1 protein-coding gene (cut by a window edge) is annotated in these 20,515 nt (G+C 28.6%); it reads left to right on the forward strand.

Translation table 11 applies throughout. The annotated features are described in order from the left end of the window. The first annotated feature begins 17 nt into the window (after positions 1 to 17). A protein-coding gene (locus WJM95_RS35325) for a hypothetical protein (protein WP_339136160.1) crosses the window boundary here: on the forward strand, positions 18 to 20,515 show its 5' portion. It continues 11,836 nt past the right edge of the window; 20,498 of the gene's 32,334 nt are visible here — the first part of the coding sequence; it begins with the start codon at positions 18 to 20; the stop codon falls past the right edge of the window.

The raw sequence follows: 20,515 nt of genomic DNA on the forward strand, positions 1-20,515 counted from the left end.
TGTTACACAATGTATCAATGTTGTTACACAATGTATCAATGTTGTTACACAATGTATCAATGTTGTTACACAATGTATCAATGTTGTTACACAATGTATCAATGTTGTTACACAATGTATCAATGTTGTTACACAATGTATCAATGTTGTTACACAATGTATCAATGTTGTTACACAATGTATCAATGTTGTTACACAATGTATCAATGTTGTTACACAATGTATCAATGTTGTTACACAATGTATCAATGTTGTTACACAATGTATCAATGTTGTTACACAATGTATCAATGTTGTTACACAATGTATCAATGTTGTTACACAATGTATCAATGTTGTTACACAATGTATCAATGTTGTTACACAATGTATCAATGTTGTTACACAATGTATCAATGTTGTTACACAATGTATCAATGTTGTTACACAATGTATCAATGTTGTTACACAATGTATCAATGTTGTTACACAATGTATCAATGTTGTTACACAATGTATCAATGTTGTTACACAATGTATCAATGTTGTTACACAATGTATCAATGTTGTTACACAATGTATCAATGTTGTTACACAATGTATCAATGTTGTTACACAATGTATCAATGTTGTTACACAATGTATCAATGTTGTTACACAATGTATCAATGTTGTTACACAATGTATCAATGTTGTTACACAATGTATCAATGTTGTTACACAATGTATCAATGTTGTTACACAATGTATCAATGTTGTTACACAATGTATCAATGTTGTTACACAATGTATCAATGTTGTTACACAATGTATCAATGTTGTTACACAATGTATCAATGTTGTTACACAATGTATCAATGTTGTTACACAATGTATCAATGTTGTTACACAATGTATCAATGTTGTTACACAATGTATCAATGTTGTTACACAATGTATCAATGTTGTTACACAATGTATCAATGTTGTTACACAATGTATCAATGTTGTTACACAATGTATCAATGTTGTTACACAATGTATCAATGTTGTTACACAATGTATCAATGTTGTTACACAATGTATCAATGTTGTTACACAATGTATCAATGTTGTTACACAATGTATCAATGTTGTTACACAATGTATCAATGTTGTTACACAATGTATCAATGTTGTTACACAATGTATCAATGTTGTTACACAATGTATCAATGTTGTTACACAATGTATCAATGTTGTTACACAATGTATCAATGTTGTTACACAATGTATCAATGTTGTTACACAATGTATCAATGTTGTTACACAATGTATCAATGTTGTTACACAATGTATCAATGTTGTTACACAATGTATCAATGTTGTTACACAATGTATCAATGTTGTTACACAATGTATCAATGTTGTTACACAATGTATCAATGTTGTTACACAATGTATCAATGTTGTTACACAATGTATCAATGTTGTTACACAATGTATCAATGTTGTTACACAATGTATCAATGTTGTTACACAATGTATCAATGTTGTTACACAATGTATCAATGTTGTTACACAATGTATCAATGTTGTTACACAATGTATCAATGTTGTTACACAATGTATCAATGTTGTTACACAATGTATCAATGTTGTTACACAATGTATCAATGTTGTTACACAATGTATCAATGTTGTTACACAATGTATCAATGTTGTTACACAATGTATCAATGTTGTTACACAATGTATCAATGTTGTTACACAATGTATCAATGTTGTTACACAATGTATCAATGTTGTTACACAATGTATCAATGTTGTTACACAATGTATCAATGTTGTTACACAATGTATCAATGTTGTTACACAATGTATCAATGTTGTTACACAATGTATCAATGTTGTTACACAATGTATCAATGTTGTTACACAATGTATCAATGTTGTTACACAATGTATCAATGTTGTTACACAATGTATCAATGTTGTTACACAATGTATCAATGTTGTTACACAATGTATCAATGTTGTTACACAATGTATCAATGTTGTTACACAATGTATCAATGTTGTTACACAATGTATCAATGTTGTTACACAATGTATCAATGTTGTTACACAATGTATCAATGTTGTTACACAATGTATCAATGTTGTTACACAATGTATCAATGTTGTTACACAATGTATCAATGTTGTTACACAATGTATCAATGTTGTTACACAATGTATCAATGTTGTTACACAATGTATCAATGTTGTTACACAATGTATCAATGTTGTTACACAATGTATCAATGTTGTTACACAATGTATCAATGTTGTTACACAATGTATCAATGTTGTTACACAATGTATCAATGTTGTTACACAATGTATCAATGTTGTTACACAATGTATCAATGTTGTTACACAATGTATCAATGTTGTTACACAATGTATCAATGTTGTTACACAATGTATCAATGTTGTTACACAATGTATCAATGTTGTTACACAATGTATCAATGTTGTTACACAATGTATCAATGTTGTTACACAATGTATCAATGTTGTTACACAATGTATCAATGTTGTTACACAATGTATCAATGTTGTTACACAATGTATCAATGTTGTTACACAATGTATCAATGTTGTTACACAATGTATCAATGTTGTTACACAATGTATCAATGTTGTTACACAATGTATCAATGTTGTTACACAATGTATCAATGTTGTTACACAATGTATCAATGTTGTTACACAATGTATCAATGTTGTTACACAATGTATCAATGTTGTTACACAATGTATCAATGTTGTTACACAATGTATCAATGTTGTTACACAATGTATCAATGTTGTTACACAATGTATCAATGTTGTTACACAATGTATCAATGTTGTTACACAATGTATCAATGTTGTTACACAATGTATCAATGTTGTTACACAATGTATCAATGTTGTTACACAATGTATCAATGTTGTTACACAATGTATCAATGTTGTTACACAATGTATCAATGTTGTTACACAATGTATCAATGTTGTTACACAATGTATCAATGTTGTTACACAATGTATCAATGTTGTTACACAATGTATCAATGTTGTTACACAATGTATCAATGTTGTTACACAATGTATCAATGTTGTTACACAATGTATCAATGTTGTTACACAATGTATCAATGTTGTTACACAATGTATCAATGTTGTTACACAATGTATCAATGTTGTTACACAATGTATCAATGTTGTTACACAATGTATCAATGTTGTTACACAATGTATCAATGTTGTTACACAATGTATCAATGTTGTTACACAATGTATCAATGTTGTTACACAATGTATCAATGTTGTTACACAATGTATCAATGTTGTTACACAATGTATCAATGTTGTTACACAATGTATCAATGTTGTTACACAATGTATCAATGTTGTTACACAATGTATCAATGTTGTTACACAATGTATCAATGTTGTTACACAATGTATCAATGTTGTTACACAATGTATCAATGTTGTTACACAATGTATCAATGTTGTTACACAATGTATCAATGTTGTTACACAATGTATCAATGTTGTTACACAATGTATCAATGTTGTTACACAATGTATCAATGTTGTTACACAATGTATCAATGTTGTTACACAATGTATCAATGTTGTTACACAATGTATCAATGTTGTTACACAATGTATCAATGTTGTTACACAATGTATCAATGTTGTTACACAATGTATCAATGTTGTTACACAATGTATCAATGTTGTTACACAATGTATCAATGTTGTTACACAATGTATCAATGTTGTTACACAATGTATCAATGTTGTTACACAATGTATCAATGTTGTTACACAATGTATCAATGTTGTTACACAATGTATCAATGTTGTTACACAATGTATCAATGTTGTTACACAATGTATCAATGTTGTTACACAATGTATCAATGTTGTTACACAATGTATCAATGTTGTTACACAATGTATCAATGTTGTTACACAATGTATCAATGTTGTTACACAATGTATCAATGTTGTTACACAATGTATCAATGTTGTTACACAATGTATCAATGTTGTTACACAATGTATCAATGTTGTTACACAATGTATCAATGTTGTTACACAATGTATCAATGTTGTTACACAATGTATCAATGTTGTTACACAATGTATCAATGTTGTTACACAATGTATCAATGTTGTTACACAATGTATCAATGTTGTTACACAATGTATCAATGTTGTTACACAATGTATCAATGTTGTTACACAATGTATCAATGTTGTTACACAATGTATCAATGTTGTTACACAATGTATCAATGTTGTTACACAATGTATCAATGTTGTTACACAATGTATCAATGTTGTTACACAATGTATCAATGTTGTTACACAATGTATCAATGTTGTTACACAATGTATCAATGTTGTTACACAATGTATCAATGTTGTTACACAATGTATCAATGTTGTTACACAATGTATCAATGTTGTTACACAATGTATCAATGTTGTTACACAATGTATCAATGTTGTTACACAATGTATCAATGTTGTTACACAATGTATCAATGTTGTTACACAATGTATCAATGTTGTTACACAATGTATCAATGTTGTTACACAATGTATCAATGTTGTTACACAATGTATCAATGTTGTTACACAATGTATCAATGTTGTTACACAATGTATCAATGTTGTTACACAATGTATCAATGTTGTTACACAATGTATCAATGTTGTTACACAATGTATCAATGTTGTTACACAATGTATCAATGTTGTTACACAATGTATCAATGTTGTTACACAATGTATCAATGTTGTTACACAATGTATCAATGTTGTTACACAATGTATCAATGTTGTTACACAATGTATCAATGTTGTTACACAATGTATCAATGTTGTTACACAATGTATCAATGTTGTTACACAATGTATCAATGTTGTTACACAATGTATCAATGTTGTTACACAATGTATCAATGTTGTTACACAATGTATCAATGTTGTTACACAATGTATCAATGTTGTTACACAATGTATCAATGTTGTTACACAATGTATCAATGTTGTTACACAATGTATCAATGTTGTTACACAATGTATCAATGTTGTTACACAATGTATCAATGTTGTTACACAATGTATCAATGTTGTTACACAATGTATCAATGTTGTTACACAATGTATCAATGTTGTTACACAATGTATCAATGTTGTTACACAATGTATCAATGTTGTTACACAATGTATCAATGTTGTTACACAATGTATCAATGTTGTTACACAATGTATCAATGTTGTTACACAATGTATCAATGTTGTTACACAATGTATCAATGTTGTTACACAATGTATCAATGTTGTTACACAATGTATCAATGTTGTTACACAATGTATCAATGTTGTTACACAATGTATCAATGTTGTTACACAATGTATCAATGTTGTTACACAATGTATCAATGTTGTTACACAATGTATCAATGTTGTTACACAATGTATCAATGTTGTTACACAATGTATCAATGTTGTTACACAATGTATCAATGTTGTTACACAATGTATCAATGTTGTTACACAATGTATCAATGTTGTTACACAATGTATCAATGTTGTTACACAATGTATCAATGTTGTTACACAATGTATCAATGTTGTTACACAATGTATCAATGTTGTTACACAATGTATCAATGTTGTTACACAATGTATCAATGTTGTTACACAATGTATCAATGTTGTTACACAATGTATCAATGTTGTTACACAATGTATCAATGTTGTTACACAATGTATCAATGTTGTTACACAATGTATCAATGTTGTTACACAATGTATCAATGTTGTTACACAATGTATCAATGTTGTTACACAATGTATCAATGTTGTTACACAATGTATCAATGTTGTTACACAATGTATCAATGTTGTTACACAATGTATCAATGTTGTTACACAATGTATCAATGTTGTTACACAATGTATCAATGTTGTTACACAATGTATCAATGTTGTTACACAATGTATCAATGTTGTTACACAATGTATCAATGTTGTTACACAATGTATCAATGTTGTTACACAATGTATCAATGTTGTTACACAATGTATCAATGTTGTTACACAATGTATCAATGTTGTTACACAATGTATCAATGTTGTTACACAATGTATCAATGTTGTTACACAATGTATCAATGTTGTTACACAATGTATCAATGTTGTTACACAATGTATCAATGTTGTTACACAATGTATCAATGTTGTTACACAATGTATCAATGTTGTTACACAATGTATCAATGTTGTTACACAATGTATCAATGTTGTTACACAATGTATCAATGTTGTTACACAATGTATCAATGTTGTTACACAATGTATCAATGTTGTTACACAATGTATCAATGTTGTTACACAATGTATCAATGTTGTTACACAATGTATCAATGTTGTTACACAATGTATCAATGTTGTTACACAATGTATCAATGTTGTTACACAATGTATCAATGTTGTTACACAATGTATCAATGTTGTTACACAATGTATCAATGTTGTTACACAATGTATCAATGTTGTTACACAATGTATCAATGTTGTTACACAATGTATCAATGTTGTTACACAATGTATCAATGTTGTTACACAATGTATCAATGTTGTTACACAATGTATCAATGTTGTTACACAATGTATCAATGTTGTTACACAATGTATCAATGTTGTTACACAATGTATCAATGTTGTTACACAATGTATCAATGTTGTTACACAATGTATCAATGTTGTTACACAATGTATCAATGTTGTTACACAATGTATCAATGTTGTTACACAATGTATCAATGTTGTTACACAATGTATCAATGTTGTTACACAATGTATCAATGTTGTTACACAATGTATCAATGTTGTTACACAATGTATCAATGTTGTTACACAATGTATCAATGTTGTTACACAATGTATCAATGTTGTTACACAATGTATCAATGTTGTTACACAATGTATCAATGTTGTTACACAATGTATCAATGTTGTTACACAATGTATCAATGTTGTTACACAATGTATCAATGTTGTTACACAATGTATCAATGTTGTTACACAATGTATCAATGTTGTTACACAATGTATCAATGTTGTTACACAATGTATCAATGTTGTTACACAATGTATCAATGTTGTTACACAATGTATCAATGTTGTTACACAATGTATCAATGTTGTTACACAATGTATCAATGTTGTTACACAATGTATCAATGTTGTTACACAATGTATCAATGTTGTTACACAATGTATCAATGTTGTTACACAATGTATCAATGTTGTTACACAATGTATCAATGTTGTTACACAATGTATCAATGTTGTTACACAATGTATCAATGTTGTTACACAATGTATCAATGTTGTTACACAATGTATCAATGTTGTTACACAATGTATCAATGTTGTTACACAATGTATCAATGTTGTTACACAATGTATCAATGTTGTTACACAATGTATCAATGTTGTTACACAATGTATCAATGTTGTTACACAATGTATCAATGTTGTTACACAATGTATCAATGTTGTTACACAATGTATCAATGTTGTTACACAATGTATCAATGTTGTTACACAATGTATCAATGTTGTTACACAATGTATCAATGTTGTTACACAATGTATCAATGTTGTTACACAATGTATCAATGTTGTTACACAATGTATCAATGTTGTTACACAATGTATCAATGTTGTTACACAATGTATCAATGTTGTTACACAATGTATCAATGTTGTTACACAATGTATCAATGTTGTTACACAATGTATCAATGTTGTTACACAATGTATCAATGTTGTTACACAATGTATCAATGTTGTTACACAATGTATCAATGTTGTTACACAATGTATCAATGTTGTTACACAATGTATCAATGTTGTTACACAATGTATCAATGTTGTTACACAATGTATCAATGTTGTTACACAATGTATCAATGTTGTTACACAATGTATCAATGTTGTTACACAATGTATCAATGTTGTTACACAATGTATCAATGTTGTTACACAATGTATCAATGTTGTTACACAATGTATCAATGTTGTTACACAATGTATCAATGTTGTTACACAATGTATCAATGTTGTTACACAATGTATCAATGTTGTTACACAATGTATCAATGTTGTTACACAATGTATCAATGTTGTTACACAATGTATCAATGTTGTTACACAATGTATCAATGTTGTTACACAATGTATCAATGTTGTTACACAATGTATCAATGTTGTTACACAATGTATCAATGTTGTTACACAATGTATCAATGTTGTTACACAATGTATCAATGTTGTTACACAATGTATCAATGTTGTTACACAATGTATCAATGTTGTTACACAATGTATCAATGTTGTTACACAATGTATCAATGTTGTTACACAATGTATCAATGTTGTTACACAATGTATCAATGTTGTTACACAATGTATCAATGTTGTTACACAATGTATCAATGTTGTTACACAATGTATCAATGTTGTTACACAATGTATCAATGTTGTTACACAATGTATCAATGTTGTTACACAATGTATCAATGTTGTTACACAATGTATCAATGTTGTTACACAATGTATCAATGTTGTTACACAATGTATCAATGTTGTTACACAATGTATCAATGTTGTTACACAATGTATCAATGTTGTTACACAATGTATCAATGTTGTTACACAATGTATCAATGTTGTTACACAATGTATCAATGTTGTTACACAATGTATCAATGTTGTTACACAATGTATCAATGTTGTTACACAATGTATCAATGTTGTTACACAATGTATCAATGTTGTTACACAATGTATCAATGTTGTTACACAATGTATCAATGTTGTTACACAATGTATCAATGTTGTTACACAATGTATCAATGTTGTTACACAATGTATCAATGTTGTTACACAATGTATCAATGTTGTTACACAATGTATCAATGTTGTTACACAATGTATCAATGTTGTTACACAATGTATCAATGTTGTTACACAATGTATCAATGTTGTTACACAATGTATCAATGTTGTTACACAATGTATCAATGTTGTTACACAATGTATCAATGTTGTTACACAATGTATCAATGTTGTTACACAATGTATCAATGTTGTTACACAATGTATCAATGTTGTTACACAATGTATCAATGTTGTTACACAATGTATCAATGTTGTTACACAATGTATCAATGTTGTTACACAATGTATCAATGTTGTTACACAATGTATCAATGTTGTTACACAATGTATCAATGTTGTTACACAATGTATCAATGTTGTTACACAATGTATCAATGTTGTTACACAATGTATCAATGTTGTTACACAATGTATCAATGTTGTTACACAATGTATCAATGTTGTTACACAATGTATCAATGTTGTTACACAATGTATCAATGTTGTTACACAATGTATCAATGTTGTTACACAATGTATCAATGTTGTTACACAATGTATCAATGTTGTTACACAATGTATCAATGTTGTTACACAATGTATCAATGTTGTTACACAATGTATCAATGTTGTTACACAATGTATCAATGTTGTTACACAATGTATCAATGTTGTTACACAATGTATCAATGTTGTTACACAATGTATCAATGTTGTTACACAATGTATCAATGTTGTTACACAATGTATCAATGTTGTTACACAATGTATCAATGTTGTTACACAATGTATCAATGTTGTTACACAATGTATCAATGTTGTTACACAATGTATCAATGTTGTTACACAATGTATCAATGTTGTTACACAATGTATCAATGTTGTTACACAATGTATCAATGTTGTTACACAATGTATCAATGTTGTTACACAATGTATCAATGTTGTTACACAATGTATCAATGTTGTTACACAATGTATCAATGTTGTTACACAATGTATCAATGTTGTTACACAATGTATCAATGTTGTTACACAATGTATCAATGTTGTTACACAATGTATCAATGTTGTTACACAATGTATCAATGTTGTTACACAATGTATCAATGTTGTTACACAATGTATCAATGTTGTTACACAATGTATCAATGTTGTTACACAATGTATCAATGTTGTTACACAATGTATCAATGTTGTTACACAATGTATCAATGTTGTTACACAATGTATCAATGTTGTTACACAATGTATCAATGTTGTTACACAATGTATCAATGTTGTTACACAATGTATCAATGTTGTTACACAATGTATCAATGTTGTTACACAATGTATCAATGTTGTTACACAATGTATCAATGTTGTTACACAATGTATCAATGTTGTTACACAATGTATCAATGTTGTTACACAATGTATCAATGTTGTTACACAATGTATCAATGTTGTTACACAATGTATCAATGTTGTTACACAATGTATCAATGTTGTTACACAATGTATCAATGTTGTTACACAATGTATCAATGTTGTTACACAATGTATCAATGTTGTTACACAATGTATCAATGTTGTTACACAATGTATCAATGTTGTTACACAATGTATCAATGTTGTTACACAATGTATCAATGTTGTTACACAATGTATCAATGTTGTTACACAATGTATCAATGTTGTTACACAATGTATCAATGTTGTTACACAATGTATCAATGTTGTTACACAATGTATCAATGTTGTTACACAATGTATCAATGTTGTTACACAATGTATCAATGTTGTTACACAATGTATCAATGTTGTTACACAATGTATCAATGTTGTTACACAATGTATCAATGTTGTTACACAATGTATCAATGTTGTTACACAATGTATCAATGTTGTTACACAATGTATCAATGTTGTTACACAATGTATCAATGTTGTTACACAATGTATCAATGTTGTTACACAATGTATCAATGTTGTTACACAATGTATCAATGTTGTTACACAATGTATCAATGTTGTTACACAATGTATCAATGTTGTTACACAATGTATCAATGTTGTTACACAATGTATCAATGTTGTTACACAATGTATCAATGTTGTTACACAATGTATCAATGTTGTTACACAATGTATCAATGTTGTTACACAATGTATCAATGTTGTTACACAATGTATCAATGTTGTTACACAATGTATCAATGTTGTTACACAATGTATCAATGTTGTTACACAATGTATCAATGTTGTTACACAATGTATCAATGTTGTTACACAATGTATCAATGTTGTTACACAATGTATCAATGTTGTTACACAATGTATCAATGTTGTTACACAATGTATCAATGTTGTTACACAATGTATCAATGTTGTTACACAATGTATCAATGTTGTTACACAATGTATCAATGTTGTTACACAATGTATCAATGTTGTTACACAATGTATCAATGTTGTTACACAATGTATCAATGTTGTTACACAATGTATCAATGTTGTTACACAATGTATCAATGTTGTTACACAATGTATCAATGTTGTTACACAATGTATCAATGTTGTTACACAATGTATCAATGTTGTTACACAATGTATCAATGTTGTTACACAATGTATCAATGTTGTTACACAATGTATCAATGTTGTTACACAATGTATCAATGTTGTTACACAATGTATCAATGTTGTTACACAATGTATCAATGTTGTTACACAATGTATCAATGTTGTTACACAATGTATCAATGTTGTTACACAATGTATCAATGTTGTTACACAATGTATCAATGTTGTTACACAATGTATCAATGTTGTTACACAATGTATCAATGTTGTTACACAATGTATCAATGTTGTTACACAATGTATCAATGTTGTTACACAATGTATCAATGTTGTTACACAATGTATCAATGTTGTTACACAATGTATCAATGTTGTTACACAATGTATCAATGTTGTTACACAATGTATCAATGTTGTTACACAATGTATCAATGTTGTTACACAATGTATCAATGTTGTTACACAATGTATCAATGTTGTTACACAATGTATCAATGTTGTTACACAATGTATCAATGTTGTTACACAATGTATCAATGTTGTTACACAATGTATCAATGTTGTTACACAATGTATCAATGTTGTTACACAATGTATCAATGTTGTTACACAATGTATCAATGTTGTTACACAATGTATCAATGTTGTTACACAATGTATCAATGTTGTTACACAATGTATCAATGTTGTTACACAATGTATCAATGTTGTTACACAATGTATCAATGTTGTTACACAATGTATCAATGTTGTTACACAATGTATCAATGTTGTTACACAATGTATCAATGTTGTTACACAATGTATCAATGTTGTTACACAATGTATCAATGTTGTTACACAATGTATCAATGTTGTTACACAATGTATCAATGTTGTTACACAATGTATCAATGTTGTTACACAATGTATCAATGTTGTTACACAATGTATCAATGTTGTTACACAATGTATCAATGTTGTTACACAATGTATCAATGTTGTTACACAATGTATCAATGTTGTTACACAATGTATCAATGTTGTTACACAATGTATCAATGTTGTTACACAATGTATCAATGTTGTTACACAATGTATCAATGTTGTTACACAATGTATCAATGTTGTTACACAATGTATCAATGTTGTTACACAATGTATCAATGTTGTTACACAATGTATCAATGTTGTTACACAATGTATCAATGTTGTTACACAATGTATCAATGTTGTTACACAATGTATCAATGTTGTTACACAATGTATCAATGTTGTTACACAATGTATCAATGTTGTTACACAATGTATCAATGTTGTTACACAATGTATCAATGTTGTTACACAATGTATCAATGTTGTTACACAATGTATCAATGTTGTTACACAATGTATCAATGTTGTTACACAATGTATCAATGTTGTTACACAATGTATCAATGTTGTTACACAATGTATCAATGTTGTTACACAATGTATCAATGTTGTTACACAATGTATCAATGTTGTTACACAATGTATCAATGTTGTTACACAATGTATCAATGTTGTTACACAATGTATCAATGTTGTTACACAATGTATCAATGTTGTTACACAATGTATCAATGTTGTTACACAATGTATCAATGTTGTTACACAATGTATCAATGTTGTTACACAATGTATCAATGTTGTTACACAATGTATCAATGTTGTTACACAATGTATCAATGTTGTTACACAATGTATCAATGTTGTTACACAATGTATCAATGTTGTTACACAATGTATCAATGTTGTTACACAATGTATCAATGTTGTTACACAATGTATCAATGTTGTTACACAATGTATCAATGTTGTTACACAATGTATCAATGTTGTTACACAATGTATCAATGTTGTTACACAATGTATCAATGTTGTTACACAATGTATCAATGTTGTTACACAATGTATCAATGTTGTTACACAATGTATCAATGTTGTTACACAATGTATCAATGTTGTTACACAATGTATCAATGTTGTTACACAATGTATCAATGTTGTTACACAATGTATCAATGTTGTTACACAATGTATCAATGTTGTTACACAATGTATCAATGTTGTTACACAATGTATCAATGTTGTTACACAATGTATCAATGTTGTTACACAATGTATCAATGTTGTTACACAATGTATCAATGTTGTTACACAATGTATCAATGTTGTTACACAATGTATCAATGTTGTTACACAATGTATCAATGTTGTTACACAATGTATCAATGTTGTTACACAATGTATCAATGTTGTTACACAATGTATCAATGTTGTTACACAATGTATCAATGTTGTTACACAATGTATCAATGTTGTTACACAATGTATCAATGTTGTTACACAATGTATCAATGTTGTTACACAATGTATCAATGTTGTTACACAATGTATCAATGTTGTTACACAATGTATCAATGTTGTTACACAATGTATCAATGTTGTTACACAATGTATCAATGTTGTTACACAATGTATCAATGTTGTTACACAATGTATCAATGTTGTTACACAATGTATCAATGTTGTTACACAATGTATCAATGTTGTTACACAATGTATCAATGTTGTTACACAATGTATCAATGTTGTTACACAATGTATCAATGTTGTTACACAATGTATCAATGTTGTTACACAATGTATCAATGTTGTTACACAATGTATCAATGTTGTTACACAATGTATCAATGTTGTTACACAATGTATCAATGTTGTTACACAATGTATCAATGTTGTTACACAATGTATCAATGTTGTTACACAATGTATCAATGTTGTTACACAATGTATCAATGTTGTTACACAATGTATCAATGTTGTTACACAATGTATCAATGTTGTTACACAATGTATCAATGTTGTTACACAATGTATCAATGTTGTTACACAATGTATCAATGTTGTTACACAATGTATCAATGTTGTTACACAATGTATCAATGTTGTTACACAATGTATCAATGTTGTTACACAATGTATCAATGTTGTTACACAATGTATCAATGTTGTTACACAATGTATCAATGTTGTTACACAATGTATCAATGTTGTTACACAATGTATCAATGTTGTTACACAATGTATCAATGTTGTTACACAATGTATCAATGTTGTTACACAATGTATCAATGTTGTTACACAATGTATCAATGTTGTTACACAATGTATCAATGTTGTTACAGAATGTATCAATGTTGTTACACAATGTATCAATGTTGTTACACAATGTATCAATGTTGTTACACAATGTATCAATGTTGTTACACAATGTATCAATGTTGTTACACAATGTATCAATGTTGTTACACAATGTATCAATGTTGTTACACAATGTATCAATGTTGTTACACAATGTATCAATGTTGTTACACAATGTATCAATGTTGTTACACAATGTATCAATGTTGTTACACAATGTATCAATGTTGTTACACAATGTATCAATGTTGTTACACAATGTATCAATGTTGTTACACAATGTATCAATGTTGTTACACAATGTATCAATGTTGTTACACAATGTATCAATGTTGTTACACAATGTATCAATGTTGTTACACAATGTATCAATGTTGTTACACAATGTATCAATGTTGTTACACAATGTATCAATGTTGTTACACAATGTATCAATGTTGTTACACAATGTATCAATGTTGTTACACAATGTATCAATGTTGTTACACAATGTATCAATGTTGTTACACAATGTATCAATGTTGTTACACAATGTATCAATGTTGTTACACAATGTATCAATGTTGTTACACAATGTATCAATGTTGTTACACAATGTATCAATGTTGTTACACAATGTATCAATGTTGTTACACAATGTATCAATGTTGTTACACAATGTATCAATGTTGTTACACAATGTATCAATGTTGTTACACAATGTATCAATGTTGTTACACAATGTATCAATGTTGTTACACAATGTATCAATGTTGTTACACAATGTATCAATGTTGTTACACAATGTATCAATGTTGTTACACAATGTATCAATGTTGTTACACAATGTATCAATGTTGTTACACAATGTATCAATGTTGTTACACAATGTATCAATGTTGTTACACAATGTATCAATGTTGTTACACAATGTATCAATGTTGTTACACAATGTATCAATGTTGTTACACAATGTATCAATGTTGTTACACAATGTATCAATGTTGTTACACAATGTATCAATGTTGTTACACAATGTATCAATGTTGTTACACAATGTATCAATGTTGTTACACAATGTATCAATGTTGTTACACAATGTATCAATGTTGTTACACAATGTATCAATGTTGTTACACAATGTATCAATGTTGTTACACAATGTATCAATGTTGTTACACAATGTATCAATGTTGTTACACAATGTATCAATGTTGTTACACAATGTATCAATGTTGTTACACAATGTATCAATGTTGTTACACAATGTATCAATGTTGTTACACAATGTATCAATGTTGTTACACAATGTATCAATGTTGTTACACAATGTATCAATGTTGTTACACAATGTATCAATGTTGTTACACAATGTATCAATGTTGTTACACAATGTATCAATGTTGTTACACAATGTATCAATGTTGTTACACAATGTATCAATGTTGTTACACAATGTATCAATGTTGTTACACAATGTATCAATGTTGTTACACAATGTATCAATGTTGTTACACAATGTATCAATGTTGTTACACAATGTATCAATGTTGTTACACAATGTATCAATGTTGTTACACAATGTATCAATGTTGTTACACAATGTATCAATGTTGTTACACAATGTATCAATGTTGTTACACAATGTATCAATGTTGTTACACAATGTATCAATGTTGTTACACAATGTATCAATGTTGTTACACAATGTATCAATGTTGTTACACAATGTATCAATGTTGTTACACAATGTATCAATGTTGTTACACAATGTATCAATGTTGTTACACAATGTATCAATGTTGTTACACAATGTATCAATGTTGTTACACAATGTATCAATGTTGTTACACAATGTATCAATGTTGTTACACAATGTATCAATGTTGTTACACAATGTATCAATGTTGTTACACAATGTATCAATGTTGTTACACAATGTATCAATGTTGTTACACAATGTATCAATGTTGTTACACAATGTATCAATGTTGTTACACAATGTATCAATGTTGTTACACAATGTATCAATGTTGTTACACAATGTATCAATGTTGTTACACAATGTATCAATGTTGTTACACAATGTATCAATGTTGTTACACAATGTATCAATGTTGTTACACAATGTATCAATGTTGTTACACAATGTATCAATGTTGTTACACAATGTATCAATGTTGTTACACAATGTATCAATGTTGTTACACAATGTATCAATGTTGTTACACAATGTATCAATGTTGTTACACAATGTATCAATGTTGTTACACAATGTATCAATGTTGTTACACAATGTATCAATGTTGTTACACAATGTATCAATGTTGTTACACAATGTATCAATGTTGTTACACAATGTATCAATGTTGTTACACAATGTATCAATGTTGTTACACAATGTATCAATGTTGTTACACAATGTATCAATGTTGTTACACAATGTATCAATGTTGTTACACAATGTATCAATGTTGTTACACAATGTATCAATGTTGTTACACAATGTATCAATGTTGTTACACAATGTATCAATGTTGTTACACAATGTATCAATGTTGTTACACAATGTATCAATGTTGTTACACAATGTATCAATGTTGTTACACAATGTATCAATGTTGTTACACAATGTATCAATGTTGTTACACAATGTATCAATGTTGTTACACAATGTATCAATGTTGTTACACAATGTATCAATGTTGTTACACAATGTATCAATGTTGTTACACAATGTATCAATGTTGTTACACAATGTATCAATGTTGTTACACAATGTATCAATGTTGTTACACAATGTATCAATGTTGTTACACAATGTATCAATGTTGTTACACAATGTATCAATGTTGTTACACAATGTATCAATGTTGTTACACAATGTATCAATGTTGTTACACAATGTATCAATGTTGTTACACAATGTATCAATGTTGTTACACAATGTATCAATGTTGTTACACAATGTATCAATGTTGTTACACAATGTATCAATGTTGTTACACAATGTATCAATGTTGTTACACAATGTATCAATGTTGTTACACAATGTATCAATGTTGTTACACAATGTATCAATGTTGTTACACAATGTATCAATGTTGTTACACAATGTATCAATGTTGTTACACAATGTATCAATGTTGTTACACAATGTATCAATGTTGTTACACAATGTATCAATGTTGTTACACAATGTATCAATGTTGTTACACAATGTATCAATGTTGTTACACAATGTATCAATGTTGTTACACAATGTATCAATGTTGTTACACAATGTATCAATGTTGTTACACAATGTATCAATGTTGTTACACAATGTATCAATGTTGTTACACAATGTATCAATGTTGTTACACAATGTATCAATGTTGTTACACAATGTATCAATGTTGTTACACAATGTATCAATGTTGTTACACAATGTATCAATGTTGTTACACAATGTATCAATGTTGTTACACAATGTATCAATGTTGTTACACAATGTATCAATGTTGTTACACAATGTATCAATGTTGTTACACAATGTATCAATGTTGTTACACAATGTATCAATGTTGTTACACAATGTATCAATGTTGTTACACAATGTATCAATGTTGTTACACAATGTATCAATGTTGTTACACAATGTATCAATGTTGTTACACAATGTATCAATGTTGTTACACAATGTATCAATGTTGTTACACAATGTATCAATGTTGTTACACAATGTATCAATGTTGTTACACAATGTATCAATGTTGTTACACAATGTATCAATGTTGTTACACAATGTATCAATGTTGTTACACAATGTATCAATGTTGTTACACAATGTATCAATGTTGTTACACAATGTATCAATGTTGTTACACAATGTATCAATGTTGTTACACAATGTATCAATGTTGTTACACAATGTATCAATGTTGTTACACAATGTATCAATGTTGTTACACAATGTATCAATGTTGTTACACAATGTATCAATGTTGTTACACAATGTATCAATGTTGTTACACAATGTATCAATGTTGTTACACAATGTATCAATGTTGTTACACAATGTATCAATGTTGTTACACAATGTATCAATGTTGTTACACAATGTATCAATGTTGTTACACAATGTATCAATGTTGTTACACAATGTATCAATGTTGTTACACAATGTATCAATGTTGTTACACAATGTATCAATGTTGTTACACAATGTATCAATGTTGTTACACAATGTATCAATGTTGTTACACAATGTATCAATGTTGTTACACAATGTATCAATGTTGTTACACAATGTATCAATGTTGTTACACAATGTATCAATGTTGTTACACAATGTAAATGTTGTTACACAATGTATCAATGTTGTTACACAATGTATCAATGTTGTTACACAATGTATCAATGTTGTTACACAATGTATCAATGTTGTTACACAATGTATCAATGTTGTTACACAATGTATCAATGTTGTTACACAATGTATCAATGTTGTTACACAATGTATCAATGTTGTTACACAATGTATCAATGTTGTTACACAATGTATCAATGTTGTTACACAATGTATCAATGTTGTTACACAATGTATCAATGTTGTTACACAATGTATCAATGTTGTTACACAATGTATCAATGTTGTTACACAATGTATCAATGTTGTTACACAATGTATCAATGTTGTTACACAATGTATCAATGTTGTTACACAATGTATCAATGTTGTTACACAATGTATCAATGTTGTTACACAATGTATCAATGTTGTTACACAATGTATCAATGTTGTTACACAATGTATCAATGTTGTTACACAATGTATCAATGTTGTTACACAATGTATCAATGTTGTTACACAATGTATCAATGTTGTTACACAATGTATCAATGTTGTTACACAATGTATCAATGTTGTTACACAATGTATCAATGTTGTTACACAATGTATCAATGTTGTTACACAATGTATCAATGTTGTTACACAATGTATCAATGTTGTTACACAATGTATCAATGTTGTTACACAATGTATCAATGTTGTTACACAATGTATCAATGTTGTTACACAATGTATCAATGTTGTTACACAATGTATCAATGTTGTTACACAATGTATCAATGTTGTTACACAATGTATCAATGTTGTTACACAATGTATCAATGTTGTTACACAATGTATCAATGTTGTTACACAATGTATCAATGTTGTTACACAATGTATCAATGTTGTTACACAATGTATCAATGTTGTTACACAATGTATCAATGTTGTTACACAATGTATCAATGTTGTTACACAATGTATCAATGTTGTTACACAATGTATCAATGTTGTTACACAATGTATCAATGTTGTTACACAATGTATCAATGTTGTTACACAATGTATCAATGTTGTTACACAATGTATCAATGTTGTTACACAATGTATCAATGTTGTTACACAATGTATCAATGTTGTTACACAATGTATCAATGTTGTTACACAATGTATCAATGTTGTTACACAATGTATCAATGTTGTTACACAATGTATCAATGTTGTTACACAATGTATCAATGTTGTTACACAATGTATCAATGTTGTTACACAATGTATCAATGTTGTTACACAATGTATCAATGTTGTTACACAATGTATCAATGTTGTTACACAATGTATCAATGTTGTTACACAATGTATCAATGTTGTTACACAATGTATCAATGTTGTTACACAATGTATCAATGTTGTTACACAATGTATCAATGTTGTTACACAATGTATCAATGTTGTTACACAATGTATCAATGTTGTTACACAATGTATCAATGT

The sequence above is a fragment of the Streptomyces sp. f51 genome (assembly GCF_037940415.1).
Classification (GTDB): Bacteria; Actinomycetota; Actinomycetes; order Streptomycetales; family Streptomycetaceae; genus Streptomyces.